Source organism: Bacillus suaedaesalsae (genome assembly GCF_016890225.1).
Lineage (GTDB): Bacteria > Bacillota > Bacilli > Bacillales > SA4 > Bacillus_BS > Bacillus_BS suaedaesalsae.
Genome location: NZ_JAFELM010000043.1, coordinates 34924 through 59562, shown reverse-complemented (window position 1 = coordinate 59562; position 24639 = coordinate 34924). Strand labels below are relative to the sequence as shown.

At 35.1% G+C, this 24639-nt stretch carries 27 protein-coding genes; 8 read left to right on the top strand and 19 right to left on the bottom strand.

Translation table 11 applies throughout. The features are described 5' to 3' along the window. Positions 1-142: 142 nt before the first annotated feature. Together JR050_RS16905 and JR050_RS16900 are read right to left on the bottom strand one after the other, a co-directional pair. Positions 143-2044 (bottom strand): ABC-F family ATP-binding cassette domain-containing protein, encoded by a 1902-nt coding sequence (locus JR050_RS16905; RefSeq protein WP_204204803.1) that lies wholly within the window; start codon positions 2042-2044, stop codon positions 143-145. Continuing rightward, positions 2041-2700, bottom strand: coding sequence for an HD domain-containing protein (locus JR050_RS16900; protein WP_204204802.1), 660 nt, complete (start codon positions 2698-2700; stop codon positions 2041-2043). Before JR050_RS16900 ends, JR050_RS16905 begins: the two co-directional genes overlap by 4 nt. A 121-nt stretch (positions 2701-2821) precedes the next feature. Here JR050_RS16900 and JR050_RS16895 point away from each other — a divergent pair, with 121 nt between their 5' ends. Then, positions 2822-3064 carry a hypothetical protein gene (locus JR050_RS16895; RefSeq protein ID WP_204204801.1) on the top strand — a complete coding sequence of 81 codons (243 nt, stop codon included), beginning with the start codon at positions 2822-2824 and terminating at the stop codon, positions 3062-3064. Here JR050_RS16895 and JR050_RS16890 read toward each other — a convergent pair whose 3' ends face one another. The 12 genes from JR050_RS16890 to JR050_RS16835 all read right to left on the bottom strand — a co-directional run bounded on the left by JR050_RS16890 (position 3065) and on the right by JR050_RS16835 (position 17144). Then, positions 3065-3913: a DegV family protein gene (locus JR050_RS16890; protein WP_204204800.1), complete on the bottom strand. Its 849-nt coding sequence runs from the start codon at positions 3911-3913 to the stop codon at positions 3065-3067. A 108-nt stretch (positions 3914-4021) separates the two neighbouring features. Then, positions 4022-4378: a hypothetical protein gene (locus tag JR050_RS16885; RefSeq protein ID WP_204204799.1), complete on the bottom strand. Its 357-nt coding sequence runs from the start codon at positions 4376-4378 to the stop codon at positions 4022-4024. 19 nt (positions 4379-4397) lie between these two features. Then, positions 4398-5657: a helix-turn-helix domain-containing protein gene (locus tag JR050_RS16880; protein WP_204204798.1), complete on the bottom strand. Its 1260-nt coding sequence runs from the start codon at positions 5655-5657 to the stop codon at positions 4398-4400. A gap of 456 nt (positions 5658-6113) precedes the next feature. Beyond that, positions 6114-7592, bottom strand: coding sequence for a UDP-N-acetylmuramoyl-L-alanyl-D-glutamate--2,6-diaminopimelate ligase (locus tag JR050_RS16875; protein ID WP_204204797.1), 1479 nt, complete (start codon positions 7590-7592; stop codon positions 6114-6116). A gap of 111 nt (positions 7593-7703) precedes the next feature. Next, positions 7704-8558 carry an amidohydrolase family protein gene (locus JR050_RS16870; RefSeq protein WP_204204796.1) on the bottom strand — a complete coding sequence of 285 codons (855 nt, stop codon included), beginning with the start codon at positions 8556-8558 and terminating at the stop codon, positions 7704-7706. Continuing rightward, positions 8545-11643, bottom strand: coding sequence for a GNAT family N-acetyltransferase (locus JR050_RS16865; protein ID WP_204204795.1), 3099 nt, complete (start codon positions 11641-11643; stop codon positions 8545-8547). The genes JR050_RS16870 and JR050_RS16865 overlap by 14 nt, the downstream gene beginning before the upstream one ends. Positions 11644-11929: 286 nt before the next feature. Beyond that, positions 11930-12412, bottom strand: coding sequence for a glutathione peroxidase (locus tag JR050_RS16860; RefSeq protein ID WP_204204794.1), 483 nt, complete (start codon positions 12410-12412; stop codon positions 11930-11932). 23 nt (positions 12413-12435) lie between these two features. Continuing rightward, the gene (locus JR050_RS16855) at positions 12436-13650 is read right to left on the bottom strand and encodes a DEAD/DEAH box helicase (RefSeq protein WP_204204793.1); all 1215 of its coding nucleotides are present in this window, start codon (positions 13648-13650) and stop codon (positions 12436-12438) included. Between the two features lie 10 nt (positions 13651-13660). After that, positions 13661-14170, bottom strand: coding sequence for a hypothetical protein (locus JR050_RS16850; protein ID WP_204204792.1), 510 nt, complete (start codon positions 14168-14170; stop codon positions 13661-13663). 49 nt (positions 14171-14219) lie between these two features. Further along, positions 14220-15902: a formate--tetrahydrofolate ligase gene (locus JR050_RS16845; RefSeq protein ID WP_204204791.1), complete on the bottom strand. Its 1683-nt coding sequence runs from the start codon at positions 15900-15902 to the stop codon at positions 14220-14222. Positions 15903-15946: 44 nt separating this feature from the next. After that, the gene (locus JR050_RS16840) at positions 15947-16621 is read right to left on the bottom strand and encodes a class I SAM-dependent methyltransferase (RefSeq protein ID WP_204204790.1); all 675 of its coding nucleotides are present in this window, start codon (positions 16619-16621) and stop codon (positions 15947-15949) included. A gap of 1 nt (position 16622) precedes the next feature. Continuing rightward, a complete protein-coding gene (locus JR050_RS16835) occupies positions 16623-17144 on the bottom strand; it encodes a GNAT family N-acetyltransferase (RefSeq protein ID WP_204204789.1) in 522 nt (173 codons plus the stop codon). A gap of 80 nt (positions 17145-17224) precedes the next feature. On the opposite strand from JR050_RS16835, the gene JR050_RS16830 reads away from it, so the two are divergent. The 3 genes from JR050_RS16830 to JR050_RS20605 all read left to right on the top strand — a co-directional run bounded on the left by JR050_RS16830 (position 17225) and on the right by JR050_RS20605 (position 18340). Next, positions 17225-17455, top strand: coding sequence for a DUF3892 domain-containing protein (locus tag JR050_RS16830; RefSeq protein ID WP_204204788.1), 231 nt, complete (start codon positions 17225-17227; stop codon positions 17453-17455). Positions 17456-17465: 10 nt separating this feature from the next. Next, positions 17466-17624 carry a hypothetical protein gene (locus JR050_RS16825; protein ID WP_204204787.1) on the top strand — a complete coding sequence of 53 codons (159 nt, stop codon included), beginning with the start codon at positions 17466-17468 and terminating at the stop codon, positions 17622-17624. A 227-nt stretch (positions 17625-17851) separates the two neighbouring features. Continuing rightward, positions 17852-18340, top strand: a complete 489-nt coding sequence (locus JR050_RS20605; protein ID WP_283244091.1) for a CBO0543 family protein — start codon at positions 17852-17854, stop codon at positions 18338-18340. Positions 18341-18373: 33 nt separating this feature from the next. On the opposite strand, the gene JR050_RS16820 is transcribed toward JR050_RS20605, so the two are convergent. Together JR050_RS16820 and JR050_RS16815 are read right to left on the bottom strand one after the other, a co-directional pair. Beyond that, positions 18374-19234, bottom strand: a complete 861-nt coding sequence (locus JR050_RS16820) for a metallophosphoesterase (protein WP_430392896.1) — start codon at positions 19232-19234, stop codon at positions 18374-18376. 68 nt (positions 19235-19302) lie between these two features. Then, the gene (locus JR050_RS16815; RefSeq protein WP_204205133.1) at positions 19303-19854 is read right to left on the bottom strand and encodes a YkoP family protein; all 552 of its coding nucleotides are present in this window, start codon (positions 19852-19854) and stop codon (positions 19303-19305) included. A gap of 160 nt (positions 19855-20014) precedes the next feature. Between JR050_RS16815 and JR050_RS16810 the strand changes: the two genes are divergently transcribed. Then, complete coding sequence (locus tag JR050_RS16810) at positions 20015-21139, top strand: MGDG synthase family glycosyltransferase (protein WP_204204784.1); 1125 nt, start codon at positions 20015-20017, stop codon at positions 21137-21139. A gap of 95 nt (positions 21140-21234) precedes the next feature. On the opposite strand, the gene JR050_RS16805 is transcribed toward JR050_RS16810, so the two are convergent. Beyond that, positions 21235-21492 (bottom strand): hypothetical protein, encoded by a 258-nt coding sequence (locus JR050_RS16805; protein WP_204204777.1) that lies wholly within the window; start codon positions 21490-21492, stop codon positions 21235-21237. A 143-nt stretch (positions 21493-21635) separates the two neighbouring features. Between JR050_RS16805 and JR050_RS16800 the strand changes: the two genes are divergently transcribed. Continuing rightward, positions 21636-21884, top strand: a complete 249-nt coding sequence (locus JR050_RS16800) for a DUF2564 family protein (RefSeq protein WP_204204775.1) — start codon at positions 21636-21638, stop codon at positions 21882-21884. Between the two features lie 399 nt (positions 21885-22283). Here JR050_RS16800 and JR050_RS16795 read toward each other — a convergent pair whose 3' ends face one another. Both JR050_RS16795 and JR050_RS16790 read right to left on the bottom strand, forming a co-directional pair. Then, a complete protein-coding gene (locus JR050_RS16795) occupies positions 22284-22469 on the bottom strand; it encodes a zinc-finger domain-containing protein (protein ID WP_204204773.1) in 186 nt (61 codons plus the stop codon). A 12-nt stretch (positions 22470-22481) separates the two neighbouring features. Continuing rightward, complete coding sequence (locus JR050_RS16790; RefSeq protein WP_204204772.1) at positions 22482-23141, bottom strand: ribonuclease H family protein; 660 nt, start codon at positions 23139-23141, stop codon at positions 22482-22484. A gap of 160 nt (positions 23142-23301) precedes the next feature. On the opposite strand from JR050_RS16790, the gene JR050_RS16785 reads away from it, so the two are divergent. After that, positions 23302-23688 carry a reverse transcriptase-like protein gene (locus JR050_RS16785; protein ID WP_204204771.1) on the top strand — a complete coding sequence of 129 codons (387 nt, stop codon included), beginning with the start codon at positions 23302-23304 and terminating at the stop codon, positions 23686-23688. 19 nt (positions 23689-23707) lie between these two features. Further along, complete coding sequence (locus JR050_RS16780) at positions 23708-24628, top strand: DMT family transporter (RefSeq protein ID WP_204204770.1); 921 nt, start codon at positions 23708-23710, stop codon at positions 24626-24628. Positions 24629-24639: the final 11 nt, after the last annotated feature.

The following is a 24639-nucleotide window of genomic DNA, read 5'->3' as shown; positions in this document are numbered from 1 at the left end:
CTACGGAGTCAATTTACATGTTTGAGATCCAAACTGCTTGCTAGAAGAAATTGTATATAACAAACAGCTATAGTAAAAACAACCTTACGAAGAGACCATCTATAAAAGAGACCTCTAGTTGTACTAGAAGTCCCTAAGCCTATTATTGTTGACTAATTTCTTCTACTAATTCAGATAAGTACGTCCAACGGTCAAGTGCTTCATCCAATTGTTGTTTTACTGCTGTTTGCTCCTTCATTAAGTCTGCTATCTTCGCATAATCTGATCCAGCATGCTCAATATTCTTCGTAATGAGAGCTATCTTTTCTTCTAGTTCCATAATTATATCCTCGATTGTATCCCAATCTTTTTGTTCCTGATATGAAAGTTTCTTCTTTTTTACTTTTTCTACCTGGGGTTGAACCTTTGGAACATCTTGTCTTAACTGTTCTTCCTTAGCTTTATCCTCGAATTTCTTATGGTCGAGATAATCAGTATAGATTCCAAAATAAGTTGAAACTCTACCTTCACCTTCAACAATTAATAATTGTTCAACAATTTTATCTAGGAAATAACGATCATGGGAAACGGTAATGACAACACCGGGGAAACCACCTAGATAATCTTCCAACACTGTTAATGTTTCTGTGTCAAGGTCATTGGTTGGTTCGTCTAATAATAGAACATTCGGTTCATCCATTAATATCTTTAATAAGTATAATCTTCGACGCTCACCACCGGAAAGCTTACCTAGTGGTGTGCCATGGGTCTGTGATGGAAATAGGAATCGTTCTAGCATTTGGGAAGCTGAAATCGTCATCCCATCACTAGTATGAATAACAGATGCTGATTCTTTCACGTAATCAATCATCCTTTGGTTCAAATCCATCTCTTCATTTTCTTGTGTGTAGTACCCGATTTTTACAGTAGTTCCGTAATCTATCCTTCCTTCATCAGGAGTGTAGCTACCTGCAATCATATTTAATAGGGTAGACTTACCTGTGCCATTTCTTCCTACAATACCGATACGATCCTTTGGTTTAATTAAAAAACTAAATTGATCAATTAGCTTCTTATGATCAAATGATTTTGACACATCCATTAACTCAATCACTTTTTTCCCTAACCGGTTTGTACTTAAACTAATATCTACTTTTCCTATTTGACCCGGTCCATCAATTTCTTCTAATTCTTCAAATCGTTGTATTCTTGCTCGTTGCTTCGTTGTTCTGGCTTTAGCTCCCTTTCTCATCCACTCTAACTCTTGTTTATATAGCTGGCGATGCTTATGCCATACTTTTTGTTCATCTTCCATTCTTAAGGATTTCGCTTCAATAAAATTAGTATAATTCCCGTTATAGCTATACAATTTCCCTTGATCTAATTCCACGATTCGATTTGCAACACGATCAAGAAAATAACGATCATGAGTAACAAATAATAGTGACCCTTTATATTTAGTTAACCAATCCTCTAACCACTCAATAGAATCTGAATCCAAATGGTTTGTAGGCTCATCTAATATCAAGAGATCTGGAGTTTCAATTAAGTTTTGCGCAAGTGCTACACGTTTCTTTTGTCCTCCAGATAGTTCATGAATTGTCTGATGAATGTCAGTTATTCCAAGTCGATTTAAAATTGCCTTTGCATTAGAGCTGGCATCCCACGCATCAAGTGTATCCATTTTATGTTGGACATCGTATAATTTTGTTAATAATGCTTCATCTGTTGGATCCTTTTCCATAGAAGCAAGGATGGTTTCATATTCTCTTAGTACTTGATTAACAGGTGTATCTTTATAAAATAATTGCTGAATAACCGTGAGATTTTCCTGTAGTTCAGGATGTTGAGATAAGAAGCTAATTTTATAGTCTTTTGATGTAACAATTTCTCCCTCATCTTGTACTTCAAGTCCTGCAATAATTTTTAAAAGAGTGGATTTTCCGGTACCGTTTATTCCGATAACTCCAATTCGTTCTTTCTCAGTTATGCTAAAGGAAATATCCTTAAACAACTGTTTTTCTACATAGGTCTTTGTTAAATGTTCAATCGTCATCATTTTCATACTTGTCCATTCCATTCCTTCATAAACTGTTGTAAGTACTGTACCATAAATTGATGTCTTTCTTCCGCAAGCTGTTTCCCAGTGTCTGTGTTCATGAGATCTTTTAGTTTTAAGAGCTTTTCATAAAAGTGATTAATTGGTGTTGATTTTCCTGTGCGATATTCCTCTTTTGACATCTTTTCACGTACTGCTAAATCAGGGTCATGCATAACATCTCCCTTTGCTCCACCATACGCAAACGTTCTGGCTATTCCAATCGCTCCAATTGCATCCAATCTGTCCGCATCCTGAACAATCATTCCTTCAATCGATGTTAATGGTTCCTTATTTCCACCCTTGAATGACATGTTTTTAATGATAGTAAGAATATGATGCCTATCACTCTCTAATATTTCATATTGATCTAACCAATCACGAACCCTTTGCAACCCAATTTCTTCGGTTGGATTTAACTTTTCATCCGCAATGTCATGTAACAGAGCTGCCATCTCAACGATAAATCCATTTGCTTGTTCAGTCTCTGCAATTGCTCTTGCCATATTATGTACACGAACGATATGCCACCAATCATGACCAGTTGCTTCATTTTGCAGTTCATTTTTTACAAATTGTTTTGTTTGTTCTATTACTCTGTTCATGTATATCTCCTTTTTCATCCACAACCATTTTAACACGGTTTAACAGTAAAGTTGAATATTTACGGACAAATACCAAAATGCCTAGCATGACATATGATATGTAGTACTAGGCATTTATGATTTATTAGGAGTGATAATAATGAAAAATAATTGGTATTCTAGAGAGATTGGAACTGCATGGTTTGGCAGACATGTCGTGATTGTGAGATGTAACCCACAAACGAATACGTTTATTGGGATCCATACGAGCTTACATGCTCCAACCGAGCCACCAAATCAAAATTGCACAGAGACAATTGCGCAATTACTAAGTATAGGCTATTCACTTTCACATTCATATGCAATTTCTCCATATGAAGTTCAATATATCCTGGTAAAGTAACTATTTTTTCTGTCTTAACCAGCTTATCCCAAATGTCTTCGCACCAGCATGAACACCGATAACTGGGCCAAGTGGACAAGTATGTACCTTAACATCCGGGTATTGTTCTGATAATATTTGTTTCCAATCATTCGCTACATCTGGGTATCTTCCATATAATAGATTTACTTCATCAATATCAGGATTTGCTTGCTTCGCTTCATTAAATAAGTCAATCATTCGTTGTTCAGCTTTTTTTTCTGTTCTTATTTTTTCTCTTGGTTCAAGTGCACCATCTACTAACGCAAGTATAGGCTTAATTTTGAGGGCAGACCCAATTAAAAATTGTGCGCCACTCATTCTCCCACCTTTATGTAGCTGTTCAAGACTACCGATCATAACATAAGTCTCGTGCTGGTCAGCTATAAAATTGAGAGCGCTAACAATTTCTTCAACTGAACTTCCAGAATTTTGCATATTAATCCCATGCTCAATCATTTTCCCCATTGGTAATGAAAGAAGTTTAGAATCGATAATATGAATGGGGAAATCAACCATATTGGCAGCTTGGACACTTGTAGCGTAAGTTCCACTTAATTTACTAGAGAGATGTACAGAAATAATTACATCATAACGATCAGTAAGAGATTCATATAGTTCAACAAAAGCACCTACCGCCGGTTGTGACGAAGTTGGGAGTTTGGGAGAAGACTCTAATTTCACAAAAAACTCCTCTACGGACAAATCAATCCCATCACGGTACTCTTCATTATTGAACATAATCACCATTGGAATACTATAAATATCAGGATGATTTACAATAGACTCGTCTAAATTAACCGTACTATCAGTTACCCATGCAATTTTCATAACAAAACCTCCTTTTCTTCAAATTATACTGAATTTTGGAGAAATATTCATTAAATAAAAAACTGCCAAGAAAGTTCCTGACAGTTTTACTATATTTATTAGAAGATATTAAAGGTAATGTTTTGGAGCATTTGGATCTGGATGTGACTCATGACCACCAATAACCAAAAACTTAACTTGTGGATCTGGATGCGATTCGTGCGCTACTTCTATTACTGATTGTGGATCCGGATGCGATTCGTGTGCTACTTCTATTACTGATTGCGGATCTGGATGTGATTCGTGTGCTACTTCTATTACTGATTGCGGATCTGGGTGTGATTCGTGTGCTACTTCTATTACTGATTGCGGATCTGGGTGTGATTCATGGGCTTTAAGATCAAAGACCGAACTCGATTGTGACACTACTGTAAATCCAGTCAATAACGCAATTCCTAAAAATATTGATTTAGTTTTTCTTTTCATTTTATCATTACTCTCCTTTTTAAATATTATTGATTTTCTTCAAAGTACTGTTTGCTAACCTGTAATAATTACTTGCTAATTTATATTTATGATTTCTTTCATAATACCTAGCTAATTCCTCTGAATAATCAGACACATACTTACTATTATTCTGCTTTTCAAAGAAAGGAATCACACGTTCTTTCAAGAAATGCTCAAATTCTTCATTGGTCTCTGTCATTAAATATTCATACGTTCTAAAATGAAGAGAATATTCATTAAAATCTTCTTCACTTTTTAGCCACTCTTGACCTTTCCTAACCCAACTTAACCCTTTTTCAAAATCACATATTTTGTAATATTCAAAAACTAAGCAGAGAATATTAAGCAATCTACTTGATCTTTCTGCTTGCTCATTAAATAGAAAACTTTGTTCATAATGCTTAATTGCATCTTCTGACTTTGATTGCATTGAATATAAGTATCCGAGATTATGGTGAATATGTCCTTTTAGATTAAAATCTTTTAATGTATTGGCTATTTTGTCAGCAAGGAGATAGCTTTCTTCTGCTTTATCTATCTCATCACTTCTCCTATAAGAGATTCCTAATAGAATCTGACATTCAGCACTTCGTTTATAATTGTAATGTGCTTGATAGATAGCCAATGCTTGGGTTGTGTACTTAATACAAAGTGTAACCTTCCAAAGTTGGCTACTCGTAAGCCCTAGGGAATAACATAAATCAGCTTCCTCCCATTTATCAAAGACACTTCTTAGCAAAATACTCTCTGCTTTTTTATAATTTTCATAGGCTGACTGATAACTATTACTTAGATAGTTATATAGACCAATAAACTTATAGTTAAAATAATTTAATTCATCTGTTAATATGTCAGATATTTCTGATATCTTTTTATGTAATTTCTCTGCTTCATATAGTTCTCTCTTTAGTAAAAAGTATCTATACTCAAATAACATAAAATAGACCAATGAAGTAGAATCCCTTGACTGATTAGTCTTTTCCTTTAATTCCTCATATCTAAACTCAACTTCCTCTTTCTCTTGAAGGACCATCAACTTATACCAATCCTTCAATTCCTCTAAAAGACTTGGCTCTTCCTCATCAATAAATCGTATTCCAAGTTTCTCACAGAGCATATCGACAACCTCAAGACTTGGAAGACTTAGATTGTTCTCAATTTTTGAAAGGTATGATACGGAGATGAGCCCATTTGCCAGATCTTCTTGCGTTTTGTTCTGTTGTATTCTGTAAAATCGAATTCGATCCCCTATTTTCACATCCATCACTCCGTTTTTACTAATCTAATTTACTATATGAACTAATTCTATAATCTCATTCGTTTTTCCTGCTGCAATCATATTGGGAAAATAGTATGAAAAAACATACAATAATTCACTTTTTTATGTAGCACTTTCCCAACCTTTGTTTCATCACTCCTTTAGGTTTCAGTTTCAATGAAAAGAATTCCCTGATATCACCATTTCATTACTAATGATTAATTAATTTATAAGGTATAACTATTAATGTAACAAAATTCTGAAACTTTTACTATTGTTCAAGTTAACTAATTTTCGCCAAATTATCGAGTTATTTTCACCCCCATTTTCCCAATACAAAAATAATGATTATTGTGTTATTATTAAATGTTTCCCTTACAGATTTCCACTCGTACTTTCCGCTACAATCAACAAAGATATTTAACACTAGCCAATAGTTAAAAAGAAAAAAGAGCCTTACTTTGGCTCTTGGTGATTAACAATATTTTCTTTTAGAATAGTTCTCACAACCTCACGATCATCAAAATGAATTATCTCATCCCCTATAATTTGGTAATCTTCGTTACCTTTACCTGCAATTAATATAACATCGCCTTCTTGGGCAAGTTTCAGTGCATTTTTTATTGCAGTTTTTCGGTCAATGTGGACGTGAACTTTCTTCATATCCTTAATTCCTTTAAGTATATCTTGAATAATGACCCCTGGGTCTTCATATCTAGGATTATCGGATGTAATGACACATACATCTGAGTATTCATTTGCTATTGTGCCCATGATCGGACGTTTTGTACGATCTCGGTTACCTCCACAGCCAAATACGGTAATCAGTCGATTAATGCTGAATGATTTAATTGTTTTCATGATATTCTCCAATGAATCTGGAGAATGGGCATAATCGACAATCACAGTGAAATTTTGATGTGTTTCAACTACCTCAAACCGTCCAGGTGTTGCATGTGTTTCACTTAATGCGCTAATAATATTTTCTATTTGAAATCCAAATTGAATACAAGTTCCAATGACAGCTAATGCATTATAGACAGAAAAAAGCCCAGGGATTATTGTTTTTACATTGTAATTGCTTCCTTCATAAACAAGGGTAAATGAAGAACCTGAAATATCATTTTTCCACTCTGTAGCTTTTAATATTGAACTATTGTTAATTGAGTAAGTGATTAACTCACCAGAAACTTGTTCACATACCTCGCCTGATATTTCATCGTCAATATTCACAACCGCTCGCTCGGATAGTGGGAATAACTTTAGCTTTGCCATTTTGTAGTTTTCAAGTGTACCATGATCATCTAAATGGTCTTGAGTTAAATTCGTAAAGATCCCAACATCAAACCGAAGATTACTTACTCTTTTCATCTCTAGTGCCATTGAAGATACTTCCATCACAACATACTGTACTTCTCTTCTTCTCATTTCCGAAAATACAGCCTGTAAATCTAATGATTCTGGAGTTGTCGGGGTAGTTTGCTTCATGTCTAACCTTTGATTATTAACTAAATAACCAAGTGTTCCAATTGTGCCGACCTTTTGGTTTAGTTTCATGAGGACAGAAGAAAGCATACTCGTTACAGAAGTTTTTCCATTTGTACCCGTAATACCTACTAACTTAAAAAAATCGCTCGGACGTTCATAAAAATTACTAGCCATGATTGCCATTGCTTCTCGAGTGTTTGATACTTTTACAACAGTAGTTTTACCTGTTTGAAGTTGTATATTATTCTCTACAACGACTACGGTAGCACCCCGATTAATAACCTCTTGCACAAAGTCATGACCATCGTGTTTTTTACCCTTTATACATAAGAATAATGAACCCACACTTACTTCTTGTGAATTGTATGATAGGTGTTTAACATCCGTATGTAATCTTCCAGATAACAATTCAAAGTCTAATCCTTCTAGCAGTTTACTAAGAATCATTATAGCTTCCTCCTCCTTAGAAGACATAGCAAATGCTATGTCTTGTTTCATGATATAGCCTTAGGTCTCCAATTCCAAAGAAAAAGCACGAGATTTCCTCGTACTTTTCATCTACTTTAGAAACGGCTTTATCTTTGGAAAGACTTGCAGGGCAGTTTCGTAAAATACTTGTTCATGATACTCAGTTGGAATAATATCTTGAATAAAATTTACATAAGGCTTTATTGGTGTTAGTGGCCAATCTGTACCAAATAAGAATTTTTCGTAGTTATTCGTAAATGTTAACGCATGTAGTAAATGATCAAAGAATCTTGTATCTTGAAGCTTCTTAATATCTCCGTCTGCTCCAACAACTAGCCCAGATAGGTCAGCAAACACATTACTGTTTTTGTAGACAACCTCTGCTCCATCCAACACCCACGGGTCTCCGAAGTGGGCCATCATGATCGTCATGTCTCGATGTTTGACTGCTACTTCATCTATTGATAATGGATGTGAAAAACGAAGTCTTCCTCGTTCAGAATATGTATCACCTGTATGATACACAACTGGAACATTAAATTCCTTTGCAATCTTGTAAACAGGTTCGTACACCTCATCATACGCAAAAAATGGATAATACCCTAAATATATTTTAATCCCAACACATTCTTTTTTTTCTAGGTCATTTCTTAACTGTTTGAGCGCAGCGTCATCTAGCTTGAAAGGATTAATGCCTGCACAGTATACAATGTTTGAAGGAACATCCTCAGTTAAATCTATTCCCATAGGGGTAGGAGAGGCTGAATCTGGAAAGCCTTCTCCGTTAGTTTCGGTAACCCCCATTGCAATACCTAATACAACATTATTTTCTTTAAATTCCTTTTGTATTCCCTCAAAACTATAATCTACCTTTGAGATTTGATTAGCTGTTTCTTTAAAGCTATTGATTTTTGAATAGTGAATATGTGCATCAATGATTTTCATAGTACCCCTCTTTAAACGTCAATCGTTGAAGCTGCTTTACTTCATTTTCAGACAAAATAGATTCATGACCAACAAAAAATGTCGGTGATGATAAATATTGTTCGCCCTGAGCTAAGTGAAATTCTCTCCAAATTGCAAGAGAAAGGATTTCTTTATTGACATACGACTCAACATCAATGGACTCACGGTCAGTAATGATTTGAAGAATCCTTTGGTCATCCTTCGAACCAATCAATACATGATTCTCTAATTCCGTCTTATATTCCGTATGGCCAGCTAAGTATTTCTTATCTTGTGAAGCACCTTTGATCCAAGAAGAGTCCATTGTCTTACCTGGCAGAAATGCACATTCTGAGAACCACTTTTTATAATGGTAGTACTTTCCTGTTTCTTGTATAAATTTCGTACAATAAGCTACAACAGGAACACCCGGTAACATGACATAATATTGCTCAATAGCTAGTCCCTTAACCTCTTCATTTTCTTTAAAAACAATGGACAGGTTAATACCTTTCCACTCTCTTCCATATTGATCGAATAGAGAAGCTTCTGTCACTTCTGTTTTTTCTTTTGCAAACGATTTATGAGTTACCCCTGTAATGCCAGAGCGAATACCTCCACTCCATGGATTCCACCATGATCTCGGTTTTAAGATTGGAAAGGAAGTATCTAACCATTCCTTATCTAACAATTGCAGTGAAAACAATGCTGGATAAAATGAACCTGCAGCTGCAATTGTAATGCAACCATTTGTTGCTTCTAGCACTTCATGCCCATCTTTATTTATTTTCTCTACAACTACTTTATGGTTAGTAGGATTGAACACGATTGTATTTTTTGTTTCTTCCATTCCATTAATCTCGTAATGTACGTTTACATGATCCAACGGTTTAAGGTCTACTATTGCTGTTGCATTAATTTCTTTTGTTTCATTTTCTAATGTAAAAGAGCTTTCATAAATTGTTTGATTGTTATGATTCATTTCAACAGTACCTTGGAAATAGCTACTTTTCAGATCAGAGAATTTAACATCTACTGAATCATGTTTATTTAGCTTGGTAACCATTGAGAGATCCTCATAGATAACTTCCTTATCCATTCTCCCTTTATTCGCAAAGTCTCTAAAATCTTCCCATGACTGATAGGCACCAAATGAATGATAGACAGGTTCCGTTTTACGAATGGAATTTGCAGGGATCACACCTAAATCATGCTCTACATATAAATACCAAGTCTCAAAGTTAATTTTACAATTAGTTGGCCAAGATATCCCATGTAAATATGGAGAGTATCTTGAAACAAGCCAGTTTTCGGTTAACTGCTTACTGTCCCAAAGGCCATAATCTGCATGTGCCTGTTCATTAACTTCAATTACTTTATTGTTCATCACAAACACTGGCTTATATAGTTCGTGATAGATGGATTGATTCAACCAAATAGGAGTTTCGGTTTCTACTGAATTAGTATTTTTCACATAATACATTTGCTCCAGTAATCCTTCAGGGTATAACGTTGCTACACTCTGTAATTCAAGATTCGGAAAATCTGTAGATTCATAGGTTGCAATTAATGAAATACGACCTTTTTTTTCTTCATAACGCACTGAACTTGGCTTTCTCTTTGAGAATTCACTCGAATAAGGCTTCCCGATCTTTGGGAACATTCCAATTGTCTTTTGCGTGCCTTTAGTTAATCTACCTGGTATCGTGTCATTTTCTAGTTTATCTAAGTACATATGGTAAAGGCCATTATATATGTGCCAATAGTCATCACACTCGCCTGAAAATGCTGTACCTAGTCCTTTAAAACCAATCCCTATTTTCTTTGAAAAGCGAAGTTCCTCACCATTATCTGTTCTCACGGTTATTGCTAAATTGGGTGAGTAAAAGCCGTGGTCTTTTAGAACATATAGTACCGGAACAGATATCTTCCCTTTAGGTTCTAATTCAACTGTAAAGGTAGGTTGTTGTAAAATAAGAAGTTCACTTTCAGGAATCTGAATTGTAAAGGTTGCTTTACTTGTAAGGTTATTTTCAATATCAATATAAAAGCTTGACGGAACATTTACATAGCTTTGATATCCCGGTAACGTAGCTTTCAATTTGGCTGGTAACTTCGGTAACAATCCAATTGAAAATTTTGCTTTCTTTCCATTAATCAACAAATTCGTTACAACAGAAGGATGTGTCCTCCAGTTACTTTGTTCCTCTTCGAATTCCCCTAATTTATATGTTGCTTTTAGTTCTAGTTCGTCGTTAACTTCTACAACTTTTTTATAGGAATAGTTTACAAGTTTATGATTCTCACCGCTTAGTTCAATTTGGAGGGGTTTACCAGATTTATTCTTCACAAAATAACGAATCTCATATTCGGAATTACAAACTAATGTAAAGTTCTCTAACTCTGCCGAAATCAAATAATCATCTGTTTCGATTAATCGTAAGCCTCTACCAGTGCGTTCAAATTCCATACGTAAGCTTTGATTATCGTTTTCCCACTTATACTCGTAATACGTGAAGTCATTTTCTTTACGTCCATCTGGAGTAACTTCAATTTCTCTTGTGCTTAAAGCATACCAATCTGTATTTTCAAAGAAATCATTTACTGCCTCTGTTGTTAAAACAGTTGGCATGAAATTCATTAAATGGGTCGTATCATCACGATCTTCCCAGAAAAAACCGCACTTTTTATAAAGCGGAACAGCCTTCGTATTTCCTGCCCACGTGTATAAATCTAAGCGTGGCCAGCCTAACTCTACTACTCTCTCAATTGCTTTTAATACAAGATTCTTCCCAATCTTTCTTCCATGATAATCCGTTCTTGCATTCAGTAGTGGAATATATAGTGCACCTTCATCCTCACGATATTCTGATAATCCACAATATCCAACGACTGTTTCATCGTCCATCGCTAAATATAAATTCAGATTACTAGAGTTGGCTTCTTGTGTACGGACTTTTTCCTCAGTTGTAACGTGGGAATCTCCACCCCATCCATCACGACTTAAATTCCACATCTCCGCGACACCAGCTGCAAGCTTTTCATTATACTCTACTATTTTAATCTTTTGTTTTGTGTGTTCCATATAAACCTCCTACTTTAGTAACTACGTCTCAATTTTCCTATTGTCTTGTAATTCCTTTTGTACCTTCTTTAACTTCATCATCATACATCTCCTCCTTATTATTTTTGTGTGATTTAGTAAAAATTGGAATAACCACCTTTTAACTATAAATGACATCTCAATATTATGTAAAGGAATTTTCAGAATTTAAATCAACATTAGTTTAGCCACATATTTCAATGGTCTCCTTAAAAAATACAATTAAAAAATCGAGATACAATTAAATGCATTGTTATCTCGATTTTTTTTATGCTTGTAAAAGCTCTTCTATATCTTTTTGGATAGCTAAGGGGCTAGTGGATGGTGAATATCGCTTTATTACTTCACCTTGTTGATTAATTAAAAACTTCGTAAAGTTCCATTTGATCGCTTTTAAACCAAGAAAACCTTTTTCTTGCTCTGTTAAGTAGGTAAACAGAGGATGAGCATTCAATCCATTCACATGAATTTTTCCAAACATAGGAAACGTTACTCCGTAGTTCAACTGACAAAACTCTTGAATATCTTGATTGGATCCTGGCTCTTGATTCATAAACTGATTGCTTGGAAATCCAAGAATGATAAAGCCTTGATCCTTATAGGATTCATAAAGCTCCTGAAGTTCCTTCAATTGTGGTGTGAAGCCACAATTGCTTGCAGTATTAACGACTAACAAGACCTTTCCTTCAAAATCCTTTAGAAGTTTTTCTTCGCCTTTTATTGTCAATGCTTTATAATCAAAAATTGACATATAAGCTCTCCTTTTGGAATTACCTACTTTTTATTTTTGTTTTTACTAAATGACTTCGAGTTTGGCTTACCTTTACTCACTTGCATAGGTTTCTTTTTCTCGTATACAGGCTTCTGATCTGTCCATTGTCCTCTATGTAAATCCATTTTCTTTAGGGATAGATTTAATCTTCGATCATAATTTTGCAAGACATTCTCTTCATAAGGAGTTGCAAGTGCAACAACTGTTCCTTTTGCCCCCATTCTTCCAGTTCGACCTGAACGGTGAACGAATGGCTCGATTTGATCTGGAATATCTAAATGAACAACATGAGTAATTCCTTGAATGTCCAAACCTCTAGCTGCTACATCGGTAGCTAAAAGGAGCTGATACTTTCCTAATCGGAACTTTTTAAGCGTTGCTTCTCTCTCCGCTTGTGTAGATTGACTATATAAGACGCCTGCTTCAATCTTCTTATATTTCATTTTCGATGCTAACGCTTCTAAATGAAAAGAATCATTAATAAACGCAATCGCTTTTATATTTGGTTCTGTATGCAATATACGGCGTAAGTAGTCAATTTTATCACGACGTTCACAAACGACATAGTAAAATTGCGTGTTTTCTCTCGCTTCAACAGCAGTTTGTATTTGAACTTTTTTCGGATTGTTCATTTTCATTTGCAATAGTTCCACTGTATTAGGGGGCAATGTTGCAGAAAACGCAACTAATTGACGATCACGCAGGGCAGATTGTACAATTCGATCCATCTCTTTTGTAACACCAGATCCGACTAATTGATCCGCTTCGTCGATTACGATTGTCTTCACTTCATGCATCTTTAATTTTTTCATTTCAATTAACTCTACAAGACGATGTGGACTTCCTACAATAATTTGAGGATGTTTTTTCAGCTTTTCGACTTGTCGTTTAAGATCCGCACCACCGATAAAGGTTGCGGAAGAAAACGGACTTCCCTTTAAAAATCGTGTTGCCTCATCATGAATCTGCATCACTAATTCTCTTGTTGGTGCAATAATGACAGCCTGAGGACTCTTTGTGTCTTCTTGTAACGATTGTAAGATCGGTAATAAGTATGCCAGTGTTTTACCTGTTCCTGGCGGTGACTCAACTATGATATCTTCCTTGTTCATCATTTTAGGAATTGATTGCTTTTGAACATCTGTAAAAGTTGTAAACCCGGCACCAACCCATGCATCCTTTATAAATCCTTTAAACTCATTTATTGAAAATTCCATTTGCATTCTCCTAGCTGTTTTCATGCAAAGCATGTAATGTCTCTTCCATATAATTTAACATTTCTTGTAAATCGTCTATATCTTCTTCTCGGATTACTCGATTAAATCTCACTTCTACTTTTAGAGTGGAGCTATTTGTGGCTGGATATGTTTGTAAATTTGTACAGAGAATCTCCCGGTTTTCCCACTTCCGGGAAATTATCTTGTATATCTGTTCTATATCTACTTTTTCATCTTCCAATTGAATTAAAAATTCCAACCATGTTGAACAACCATGTAAAGTTTCCTCTCGATTAGTCAGCTCACTAGCTAGCTGTTCTACTGATGATGCTAAAAACCACGTACAACTCAAATGTTCCTTTTCTAATAGCTGAAAGGAAACGGAAAATTGTCTTGACATTGTCGCTAAATCAACAATATCTTTTCGATCGATAACCAACCAATCACCATCTAAATCACGATCGTATACCGCACCTTCAATTATTATCTTTAGGTTATCAAAGATTGTTGGATCAAACAAATCTAGAGCTCCCCTCTTGCTTCATGACATTGTAATACAATCATCAATTTTAGAATAATCCTGTTATTTTCCCATCTTCTGTTACGTCCATATTTAAAGCTGCAGGTTCCTTGGGCAACCCTGGCATTGTCATAACTGCACCAGTTAGCGCAACAATAAATCCTGCTCCGATAGATGCCTTTAATTCTCTAATCGTTACAGTAAAATCTGTAGGACGTCCTAGCTTTGAGGGATCATCAGATAATGAATATTGTGTTTTAGCCATACAAATCGGAAGGTTACCCCATCCTAATTGTTCGAATTGCTCTAATTGTTTACGGGCAGTTGCACTAAATTCAGCACCTTTTGCACCGTATACCTTTTGGACAATTGTATTAATTTTTGATTCAAGCGATTCGTTTACATTGTATAGTGCACGAAATTCATTTAATTCTGAAGAAATTGCAGATAATACGTTCTCCGCTAAATCAATTCCGCCCTCTCCACCTTTTTCCCAAACTTCAGCTAACGAGACACGTACATTCTTCTCCTTGCACCAATTTAGTAGCAAGTTAACTTCATCGTCGCTATCGGTAATAAATCGATTGATAGCCACAACGAAAGGAAGTCCGAATGATTGAATCGTTTCAATATGTTTTTCTAGATTTTCAACCCCATTTTTTAGAGCGGCCACGTTTTCATTTTTTAACTCACTTTTCGCTTGTCCACCATGCATTTTCAAAGCGCGGATCGTAGCAACGATGACCACTGCACTCGGCTCGATACCAGCTGATTGACATTTTATATGTAAAAATTTCTCTGCCCCTAAATCTGCTCCGAACCCAGCTTCAGTCACTACATAATCTCCAAGCTTCGCTGCCATTTTAGTAGCAATGACACTATTACAGCCATGTGCAATATTCGCAAACGGACCACCATGAATTATAGCTGGAGTGTTTTCTAATGTTTGAACAAGATTTGGTTTAATGGCGTCTTTTAGAAGCATAGTTAATGCACCTTCAAAGCCTAATTCCTTTACAGTAACAGGTGCTTTATCCACATTGTAGGCAATTACTATTCTTCCTAGTCTGTTCTTTAAGTCCATAATACTTGTCGATAAGCAAAGAACAGCCATAACTTCTGAAGCAACCGTAATATCAAATCCATCTTCTCTGGGAACACCTTGCAACGGACCGCCTAAACCTACAATAACTTGACGTAAAGCACGGTCATTCAAGTCCACAACACGCTTCCAAACAATTCTGCGTTGATCAATTTTCAGCTTGTTTCCTTGTTGTATATGGTTGTCGATAAACGCTGCTAATGCATTATTTGCAGTTGTAATTGCGTGTATATCACCAGTGAAGTGCAGGTTTATATCCTCCATTGGCACAACCTGTGAATAGCCTCCTCCCGTTGCTCCACCTTTAATCCCCATAGTTGGTCCAAGAGATGGCTCTCTCATTGCAATAATCGATTTTTTGCCAAGTTTGTGTAATGCTTGTCCAAGTCCAACTGTAACCGTAGACTTCCCTTCACCTGCTGGAGTTGGGTTAATCGATGTCACCAAAATGACATGTGCGTCCTTTGTATCTCTTAATCGGTCCATTATATCTAAACTTAATTTACCTTTATAGTGACCATAAGGTTCAAGTTCTTGCTCTGTAATACCAAGATTTTCAGAGATTTCATAAATAGGTTTTAATGTTGCTTGTTGAGCAATTTCAATATCGGATAATAGTTCCTTTTTCATAGCTTTTCCCCTCACTTATAAATTGAAATTAACAAATATCTTATCTATTGTTTTTGAAACATAAACACCCACATAAAGGTTAACGACTGTTTTAATTCCTCTGGAAACTTCGAAACCAAACTTTCAGTAACACCTCGTTTATATATTCCCTGTCCATCTACTAGATCAAAGCCATTTTCTAAAGCAAGTCTTTTGAACTCCCATGGCATCATGGTATTACAAATTACAAAGTCTCCATATAATCGTCGATAGCTATTCTCTCTTGGCTTTGCCGTTGGACCTAAAATTGCAACGCATAGATGACCTTTTTGTTTAATTACCCTCTTCATTTCGTGCAGCACTACCAAGGGATCTTGAGTCCATTCAATTGAATTAACGGCGATAAGGGCATTGAATTCATTATCTTGAAAAGGTAACCTGGCAAGGTCACCTTGAACAAACTTTAATGATTCACCACCTATATGTTTTGAAGCATTATTAATCATTTGGTGAGAGATATCTATCCCCGTAACATCATAACCTTGTTTGCTTAATTTAAACGAACCGTACCCATCCCCACAGCCCGCGTCAAGAACTGTAGAAGGTGGCGCTATATATTGTTCAAAGAAGGGGATGATTGTACTTCGACTACCCTCATCCCACATTTCTCTACTATTATTATTCCAAAACGTTGCCTTCTCGTCCCACTTCATCTCTGCTTCCTTATGCCAATTAAACATATTATTCCTCCATTAAATAAGAATAGTAATATTCATCGACCCATTGTCCATTAACTTTTAGAGAATGCTTCTTTATTCCTTCTCGTTGGAAACCCATCTTTTCATACAAAGCTATCCCACTTTTATTATGTACCATGACCGTTAGCTCAAGGCGGTGAAAGTTTTGAGCTTTCGCCCATAGGATTCCCTGCTCAAAAAGTTTTGTTCCAAGTCCTTTTCCCGTGTAATCCTGTAAAATTCCGATTACGATGTAGGCAGAGTGTTTATTTCTTAGATTTTTATTACCGAATAATGCTATAAAACCGACGATTTTATCAATGTGTTCTGCTACCAGAATGGTTGAATTCTTGGCAGAGATTATTCGTTCAATCATGTTTTTTTGTTCAAGAGCTGTTGTTTTTCTTTCATTTGGCTCATACAACATAAATGCTGTTTCTTGATCCAATCTTTTACTTAGAGCAAGAAATAGTTCTGCATCCTCAGGTGTGATTGACCTTATTTCCAATTGTAACCACCACTTCATTTTTTCTTCATCATACCATATGTACCTAGTACAGATTACATATATTTAAGATAGATAGGTAAAGATAAGCTACAGGAGGGATGATGATGAGTGAAACAGTTGTAGCAGTCCAGCGAAACGGTGATGGAGATATTACGATGTTTAAAACATCATCTGGCCGAGTGTTAACATACCAAGAAGCTTTAGCTGAAGTTTCCAATCACAAACTTGAAGGTATGAACACATTTGCAGGAAGAGATGGAGAAATGTATATCCGTAGTAATGCAGATGGAGATCCATCAAACAATTTAGATCAGTTACCCACATTTTAGGAGGATTCCAATGACTAAAAGACCAAATAAAGGAAGCCAAAATCAAAATGCTCCAGAGCGAGGAAATCAATTAGAGGAATTTTCAAATGAAATTGTTCCTGGAGATAACAGCAAAGGGAACAAACGTAACGTTAAGAACAAAACAGATAAGACGAACCCACAAGACTAACACTGCCTTAAGTGGCAGTGTAACACTATGTATAGAAGGCAATTTTTGTATAGTTTGTAGATTCTAATCAAATTTCGTTTACCTTTAATAGGTCAATACATAGTGAACTATTCATTGCCTTCACGAAAAGATGCCTCGAAACCTTACTCTTTACGTAGTTATAAAACTATTCCAGGAACAACAATCTATGTGAAAATAGCCTTATAAAATGAGGAAGGAAATTAAGAATGAGATATAAAAAAGAGGAAAGATTTTTAAGATTTTTAACTGCCTTTGGTATCCTTAGCTTCTTCAATTTAATTAGAAAGCCACCTAGTAAGGACTGGCTTTTAATTTTCTTACTAAAGAGCTACATCTCCTCATTTGTAGATACAATAGTTGTTCGAAAAGGATATATTAAATACCCGGCAAACCTATTAAAATCTTTTGATATTAGTGTTGTTTTCAGCTATCTTCTCTTTCCTATTACATGTGTTTATTATAATCAAATTACAAAGGAATCAAATTTACAAAGCATCATACTTAAAGGGGTTCTTTTTAGTCTCCCAATGGCTCTCTTTGAGGATTGGCTTGAGAAAAATACAAAGTTAATCAGGTATAAGAAATCTTGGAACTGGTTGTACAGTTTTATCTCAATTTTTTGTACATTTATATTAGTACGAGGTTTATACAGGTTCATTCATCATTCCACAATAAATCAGAACGTAAAACAATAGAGCTGTGCATAAAATGCACAGCTCTATTAGCTTTTAGGATGATAATTTAATCTCTTGATTATTCTGAATGGTTACCTTATGGAATGTAATTTCAGGTCTACTTCCAACACGAATATTTAATCCAGTTTGCCCTAAACCTTCACTAATATAAAATGGTTTGTTATGAAAATAGTGTAATCCTTTGACCATATTAAGTTTTACTAATTTCCCCATTTTCACTAAATGATATGGCTTTGGATAGCAGATTTGCCCTCCATGGAAATGACCAGCCAACAAATAATCGAAATAATAATCTTTCATATGCATAACGATATTAGGATCGTGCGTTAAGACGAGTTTGTATCCTGCACCCACATTTTCGTACGATTCTTCTAGGTCACTTCTTCCTGTACTAAAGTCATCAATACCAATAATATTAATGGGGCCTTGTTTTGTTTGAATAATTACACTTTCATTGCGAAGGGTTTGACAACCATGTTCTTCTAACATTCGTGTTAAACGGTTAAACGGCTCTCTACTTAGTACGTAATCATGATTTCCAAATACCGCATATGTGCCGTACGTTGGACGTAGTCTTTCTAATACTTCTAAATATGGTTTTAACTTTGCTATCGTTCTCTTTCGATCTAGAAAATCTCCTGTAAGAGCGATAAGGTCTATTTTTTCATTCACTACCTTATTATACAATTCTTGTGGTGATATTGAGATATTTTCAAGATGTAGATCGGATAAATGAAGAATTGAAAGAGATTTTGGAGTAGCAGGTTGTTGATCGTTGTTCGTTATCTGTATATATTGAACGGAGATATCCGATGTATTTTGGTTTCCTTTTCTAAAACCATAGGTTGCTAGAATGAAAAGTAATAGGAAGCTAATAAGTAAATAAACCACTATTGTTCCCCTCCTTGTTTACTTTCTCAAGTATAGTAAACAGGAGACGTGTTGAATAGTGGTAGTTGTTGTTAGTTGACTTTATAACGACTAGTAAGTGATTCGGTTGACATAAATAAGTATTTTGGTTGTTGCTTTTGGATTTTTGAGAAGTTTTTAGATGAGAGTACACTAATTACTAGAAATGGGATTTGTTTTAACGTACGATAATAGCGGTTTTTTATATCATAAGTCTCAAATCCTAAACGTCTACATCCTTTATGCAATGTAGTGATTCCAATAATACCTTTTATCTCATCACGCCTAGGGTGAAGTTCAATATAACTGGCTAAACCAGGTAATGATTCTAACACCCTTTTAAAAACAAATCTTCCCCTCGTTACATCGCAAGTCACTTTATCTAAATCATTTAACAATCTCGCATTATGTAAATGGATTTTAATCAACATATCATTTTTTTTAATTGTAATTCCGTCTGAAAGTAACGCTTCTCTGCCTTTATATCTAGTTATTCTCACTCTAAAGATGTTAGATTTTTGATCTTGGATATATGATAGCCGGGTAAAGGAATAATATATCGGATCAAGTAAAACCCATAGAAGTAGCAACCAACTCCTTACCATATTCCCCACGTTCAATTCCCCTTTATTTACATATTCACAATAATATTCTTCACCTTTTGACTACAATATTATTTTGGAAAATTAAGGGTGTTTTAGTACATGAAAGTCTCAATCTCTCCTCATACTATAATAAATACAACACAACAATGAGGAGAATAAAATGTTAAAGGTATTATTTTTACCATTTTTACAAATACCATCAGGTCACCATCAAGTTGTTACAACGATGACTCATCAATTAAATGAGGAGTATAACTTCGTGAAATGGGAAAAGGTTGATATATTAAGTTATACCTATAAAAAAATGGAGCCCCTTATTTCAACGATATATATAAAATGGATCGATTACTTTCCAAATATGTATCATTGGTTGTACAAAAAATCAGTATATGAATCTTTAGACGAAACTAAAGAGTTCAAGTTATATGAGGTTCTATTTTTACGCTCCATGAAAAAGTTAATACAAGAACAAAATCCAACCCATATTGTTTGTTCACACGCTTTACCTTCATATTTAATTTGTAAACTTAAAAAACAAGGGATATGTAACGCAAAGCTTATCAATGTATACACAGATTACTTTATCCATCACATTTGGGGAACAACAGCTGTTGATGCACATTTTATATCACTACCATCTATGAAACAATATTTATTAACGAAAGGTGTTAATCCGGAATCAATTTATTCGACAGGTATTCCCGTGCATGAAGAATTTCATTTTGATTCTAGAGTAATGAAAGATAAAACGAAATTTCAAGTCCTTTTAACAGGGGGTAGTTTAGGAGTAGGAAAATTAGACCGTATATTAGGAAATGTTCAACGTGATGGGCACATACAATATCACGTATTATGCGGCAGTAACGAAAAGCTTTATAAACGTTTAGTAAAGCAAGATCATCCAAGGATTTGCCCTTATCGTTATATTTCATGTAAAAAACAGTTAAACACGTTATATGATTCAATGGATGCTGTTTTAACAAAACCTGGAGGGATTACCGTAAGTGAATGTTTAATGAAACGAAAGCCTATATTTATTTATACTCATTTACCTGGCCAAGAAAAAATCAATGTCGATGCACTACTAGAACATGGTCTTATAACAATATTGCCTTTTAATGACAATTTAGTATCATTTGAACACCAATTAGTCACTATTCTATCTTCAGAAGAGTTTAGTATGAAATTGAAAGTTAACTTAGAGAATTATCATGGTAGTTTAACAAAAATAACTCCGATGGATCTAATTGTTCAGGATGCTGTTAATTATGGTGTTCTTGCATAGATTATTTTTTTCAAAAAAATATAGAAACTCTGGTTAGGTATCGGTGCAACCCGTTCGTCAAAGAAGTTGTGTTTCACATTATTTCGAAAATAGCCTTATTTATTAAACACATTATCAAATGGGATAATATTTTGAATTTGAATATCTAGTATTTCCCCATCTTGCACGTATGAGACTACATATCCAAATGAATCTATAATTGTGGCTATGCACTGTTTTTTATATAGGAGGATTTTACTTTGTAGTTGAAGTATTGATTTAATTGCTTCGTCCACAATATGATAATCGAAGCTTTGTTGAGTTTGTGTGAAGCGAATTACAACTTTTTGTCCGTCTATATTGGTACGATACATTCGTACACTCTCCCAACTATAATTTTCTTCAATATATGAGCATAATAAGGAGAGTATTCCGGGATTTTATACAGTTTTTCTTCATGTATAGTTCTTCTTTTTTCGGTGAATCTATAGTTGATAATGTGAAAGGAGAATGACCGATGTCAGAACCGTTTAACGATTTAAAACAAGTTGAAATGAGCGTAGCAGCAGCACAAAAAATGGTAGGGTCAGCAACAATGAGTATGGACCCAGAGCTTATACAAGATGCGTCGTCAGCTATTCAAGATGCAAGAACACAATTAAACTCAGTTAGAAATGATGAGACAGGTGTTGATGGTGAATTTCTCGCACGCCAAGAATCGCTCCTTCAACAATGTGAACAACAGCTTACTGAAGCACAACAATAAGAGGCTGTCCCAAAAGTCATGAATAGATGACTTTTGGGTAGCCTCGTTTTATTTCTACTTGGTAATGGAATGTTAATTTTAAAATGATGTCCGTTCCATTTCGCTCCAGACACTTGCTTTCCGCGGGGAGAAAGTTGAGCCTCCTTGGCTTCGCCTGCGGGGTCTCAACCTTTTCTCTTCCTCCCGCAGGAGTCAAGTGTCTTACGCTTCATTACACTATGTAATAGATAATAGATTATCTACAAAAAGTATTACTAAAACAAACAATTCAAAACAAATTGTCCTTATTGATAGAATCAAGCCATCACTACAGAATACCTAATTTATTACAATAACTACGAAAACAAAAATGCTGACTCTGAAAGGCCTTTATTTAACAACCTTTTGAGTCAGCCTCTTTCAATTTCTATATGAAAGGATTTTTCCATATTCCTTCAACTTTTCTCCTACCGTACATTCCTTGATACAAAACCTTTGGGCATATCTTTTACCGAATTCTTTTTTAAAGTACGTATTTACAAAGCATTGTTCACAATAATGATCTAAGAGTTCACTTACTTCGTGAATTACTCGACTTTGCCTCAATTAATTTCCCCCTTATTCTGAGAGATTTAGGTGACTAGAAACCATTGTTCCTTGTAAAGCTTGCGACGCTAATTGATCCGCTTCTTTGTTTTCTTTTCTCGATATTGGAGTGTAAGTTGGTCTAATTCCTAATTGTTTCACTTTTTCTTCAATACGATCTAACCAGACATTAAATTCGTCCTCAAAGCATGGCCATTCACCCGATAATTGATTTAATACAACTTGGGAGTCACCTTTAAATTGTACAGGCATATTATGAACTCCTAGTTCCTCCAAACGTAAAACAGCTTGCCAAAAAGCTGCATACTCTGCTTCGTTATTAGAGCCCAGCTGATCTATAAATACGTTCTCTCTTATTCTAAAGTTTTGATTATTTCTCGTATAGTAAATGACAACACCAATTCCAGCTTGCTTAGTATCTACATCGTAACCTCCGTCAAAAAACACTTCAATATCATTTGGTTCTTCTACGATTTCCTCTAAAAGCTTTTCGAATTCCTTTTTCGTCCACATCGTATGCTGCTCATCATAAAATACAACTTCCTTTGTTCTACCTGTTTTCAAAAAGTCATTAGCCAAAAGCAATGCTTGTTTTGCAGACATGACTTCTGATGTAAGAGTAGTAACTAAGTTTTTAGCGGTTTTATATTTCCATTCAATCCAAACTTTCACTTTCGTTCAGCCTCCAATTTATCGATATCTTCATTTTCCCTTAGTTTTTATCGCTTATACATACTTATATATTAGGATAGAAATAAAGAAACATTCCACTTCTCGTTATGTTGAAACAATGATATAGTATGTTTCATAGAAATTTAAAGGAGGATTGCTCTTGATAGAAGTGTATATTGATGGCGCAAGTAGTGGCAATCCAGGTCCATCTGGAGCGGGCATCTTTATTAAAGGCAATGGAATTGTTGAACAGCATTCAATCCCTCTTGGAACTATGTCTAATCATGAAGCTGAGTATTATTCACTAATAAAGGCTTTAGAGATATGTATAGAAAAGAAACTAAGTATTGTTTCATTTCGTACTGACTCACAATTAGTAGACCAAGCAATGGAAAAAGAATATGTAAAAAACAAACAGTATCTACCACTTTTAGAAAAAGCATTAGAGTTATCCAAACAATTTGACTTATTTTTTATAAAGTGGATTCCAAGTTCACAAAATCCGGTGGCGGATAAACTTGCTAGAGAAGCTATTCGAAAAAACTGAACCCTCGAAAGGAACAACTATGAAAAAGCGTCTTCTTGCTGATATTATTTTACTATTTGTAGCGTTTATTTGGGGTGCAACGTTTGTTCTTGTACAACAAGCAATCTCTTTTTTAGAACCGTTCACATTTAATGCAGTTCGTTTTTTATTTGCAGCATTTCTCTTATTAATTTGGTTTATATTGTTTAATCGAGATCAGGTAAAAAAGATCAATAAAAAATTATTCATCTCGGGGTTATTTATCGCAGCTTGCTTATTTTCAGGCTATGCACTTCAGACGATGGGACTACTATACACAACATCCTCTAAAGCAGGCTTTATTACTGGGTTAAGTGTTGTATTAGTTCCTTTACTTGGCTTTTTTATATTAAAGCAAAAGCCTCGCGCAATTGCTGTAATTGGTTCACTTGTTGCAGTTGCTGGTTTATTTTTATTATCATTTGGTGACTCCTTTTTATTAAACAAAGGTGATGTACTCGTTTTAGGATGTGCGATTGCCTTTGCGATGCATATCATTTTAACCGGAAAGTATACAAATGATTTCCCAAGCATGCTCTTGACGATTACACAAATAACAGGTGTCGCAATCTTCTCCTCTATTGGAGCATTTATTTTTGAGGACTGGAAGGTAGTATTTAATCAAGATATCATCCTTCAAAAAGATGTTTTGATCGCATTATTTGTAACGGCTGTTTTAGCTACTGCGGTTGCTTTTTTTGCTCAAACAAAATTACAGCAATATACAACTCCTACAAGAGTAGCCCTAATATTTGCGATGGAGCCAGTTTTCGCAGCAATTACAGCCTATTATTGGGCAGATGAACGGTTAAGTGTCTTTGCAATTATTGGGTGCTTGCTTATCTTTATGGGGATGATCTTCTCCGAGTTACCTACTCACAAAAAAAAGGATAAAACCTTGCAAAACGTGAAATCTGCTTAAAAAGAAAACCC

Excerpts from the sequence above, each read along its gene's own strand:
- JR050_RS20605 (WP_283244091.1), top strand. The coding sequence starts at position 17,852 with ATGAGATATAAAAAAGAGGAAAGATTTTTAAGATTTTTAACTGCCTTT.
- JR050_RS16875 (WP_204204797.1), bottom strand. The coding sequence starts at position 7,592 with ATGATTCTTAGTAAACTGCTAGAAGGATTAGACTTTGAATTGTTATCT.
- JR050_RS16885 (WP_204204799.1), bottom strand. The coding sequence starts at position 4,378 with ATGAAAAGAAAAACTAAATCAATATTTTTAGGAATTGCGTTATTGACT.
- JR050_RS16830 (WP_204204788.1), top strand. The coding sequence starts at position 17,225 with ATGATGATGAGTGAAACAGTTGTAGCAGTCCAGCGAAACGGTGATGGA.
- JR050_RS16890 (WP_204204800.1), bottom strand. The coding sequence starts at position 3,913 with ATGAAAATTGCATGGGTAACTGATAGTACGGTTAATTTAGACGAGTCT.
- JR050_RS16780 (WP_204204770.1), top strand. The coding sequence starts at position 23,708 with ATGAAAAAGCGTCTTCTTGCTGATATTATTTTACTATTTGTAGCGTTT.
- JR050_RS16855 (WP_204204793.1), bottom strand. The coding sequence starts at position 13,650 with ATGGAATTTTCAATAAATGAGTTTAAAGGATTTATAAAGGATGCATGG.
- JR050_RS16835 (WP_204204789.1), bottom strand. The coding sequence starts at position 17,144 with ATGAAGTGGTGGTTACAATTGGAAATAAGGTCAATCACACCTGAGGAT.
- JR050_RS16805 (WP_204204777.1), bottom strand. The coding sequence starts at position 21,492 with ATGTATCGTACCAATATAGACGGACAAAAAGTTGTAATTCGCTTCACA.
- JR050_RS16860 (WP_204204794.1), bottom strand. The coding sequence starts at position 12,412 with ATGTCAATTTTTGATTATAAAGCATTGACAATAAAAGGCGAAGAAAAA.
- JR050_RS16840 (WP_204204790.1), bottom strand. The coding sequence starts at position 16,621 with ATGTTTAATTGGCATAAGGAAGCAGAGATGAAGTGGGACGAGAAGGCA.
- JR050_RS16895 (WP_204204801.1), top strand. The coding sequence starts at position 2,822 with ATGAAAAATAATTGGTATTCTAGAGAGATTGGAACTGCATGGTTTGGC.
- JR050_RS16800 (WP_204204775.1), top strand. The coding sequence starts at position 21,636 with ATGTCAGAACCGTTTAACGATTTAAAACAAGTTGAAATGAGCGTAGCA.
- JR050_RS16865 (WP_204204795.1), bottom strand. The coding sequence starts at position 11,643 with ATGGAACACACAAAACAAAAGATTAAAATAGTAGAGTATAATGAAAAG.
- JR050_RS16870 (WP_204204796.1), bottom strand. The coding sequence starts at position 8,558 with ATGAAAATCATTGATGCACATATTCACTATTCAAAAATCAATAGCTTT.
- JR050_RS16825 (WP_204204787.1), top strand. The coding sequence starts at position 17,466 with ATGACTAAAAGACCAAATAAAGGAAGCCAAAATCAAAATGCTCCAGAG.
- JR050_RS16845 (WP_204204791.1), bottom strand. The coding sequence starts at position 15,902 with ATGAAAAAGGAACTATTATCCGATATTGAAATTGCTCAACAAGCAACA.
- JR050_RS16810 (WP_204204784.1), top strand. The coding sequence starts at position 20,015 with ATGTTAAAGGTATTATTTTTACCATTTTTACAAATACCATCAGGTCAC.
- JR050_RS16900 (WP_204204802.1), bottom strand. The coding sequence starts at position 2,700 with ATGAAAAAGGAGATATACATGAACAGAGTAATAGAACAAACAAAACAA.
- JR050_RS16905 (WP_204204803.1), bottom strand. The coding sequence starts at position 2,044 with ATGAAAATGATGACGATTGAACATTTAACAAAGACCTATGTAGAAAAA.
- JR050_RS16815 (WP_204205133.1), bottom strand. The coding sequence starts at position 19,854 with ATGGTAAGGAGTTGGTTGCTACTTCTATGGGTTTTACTTGATCCGATA.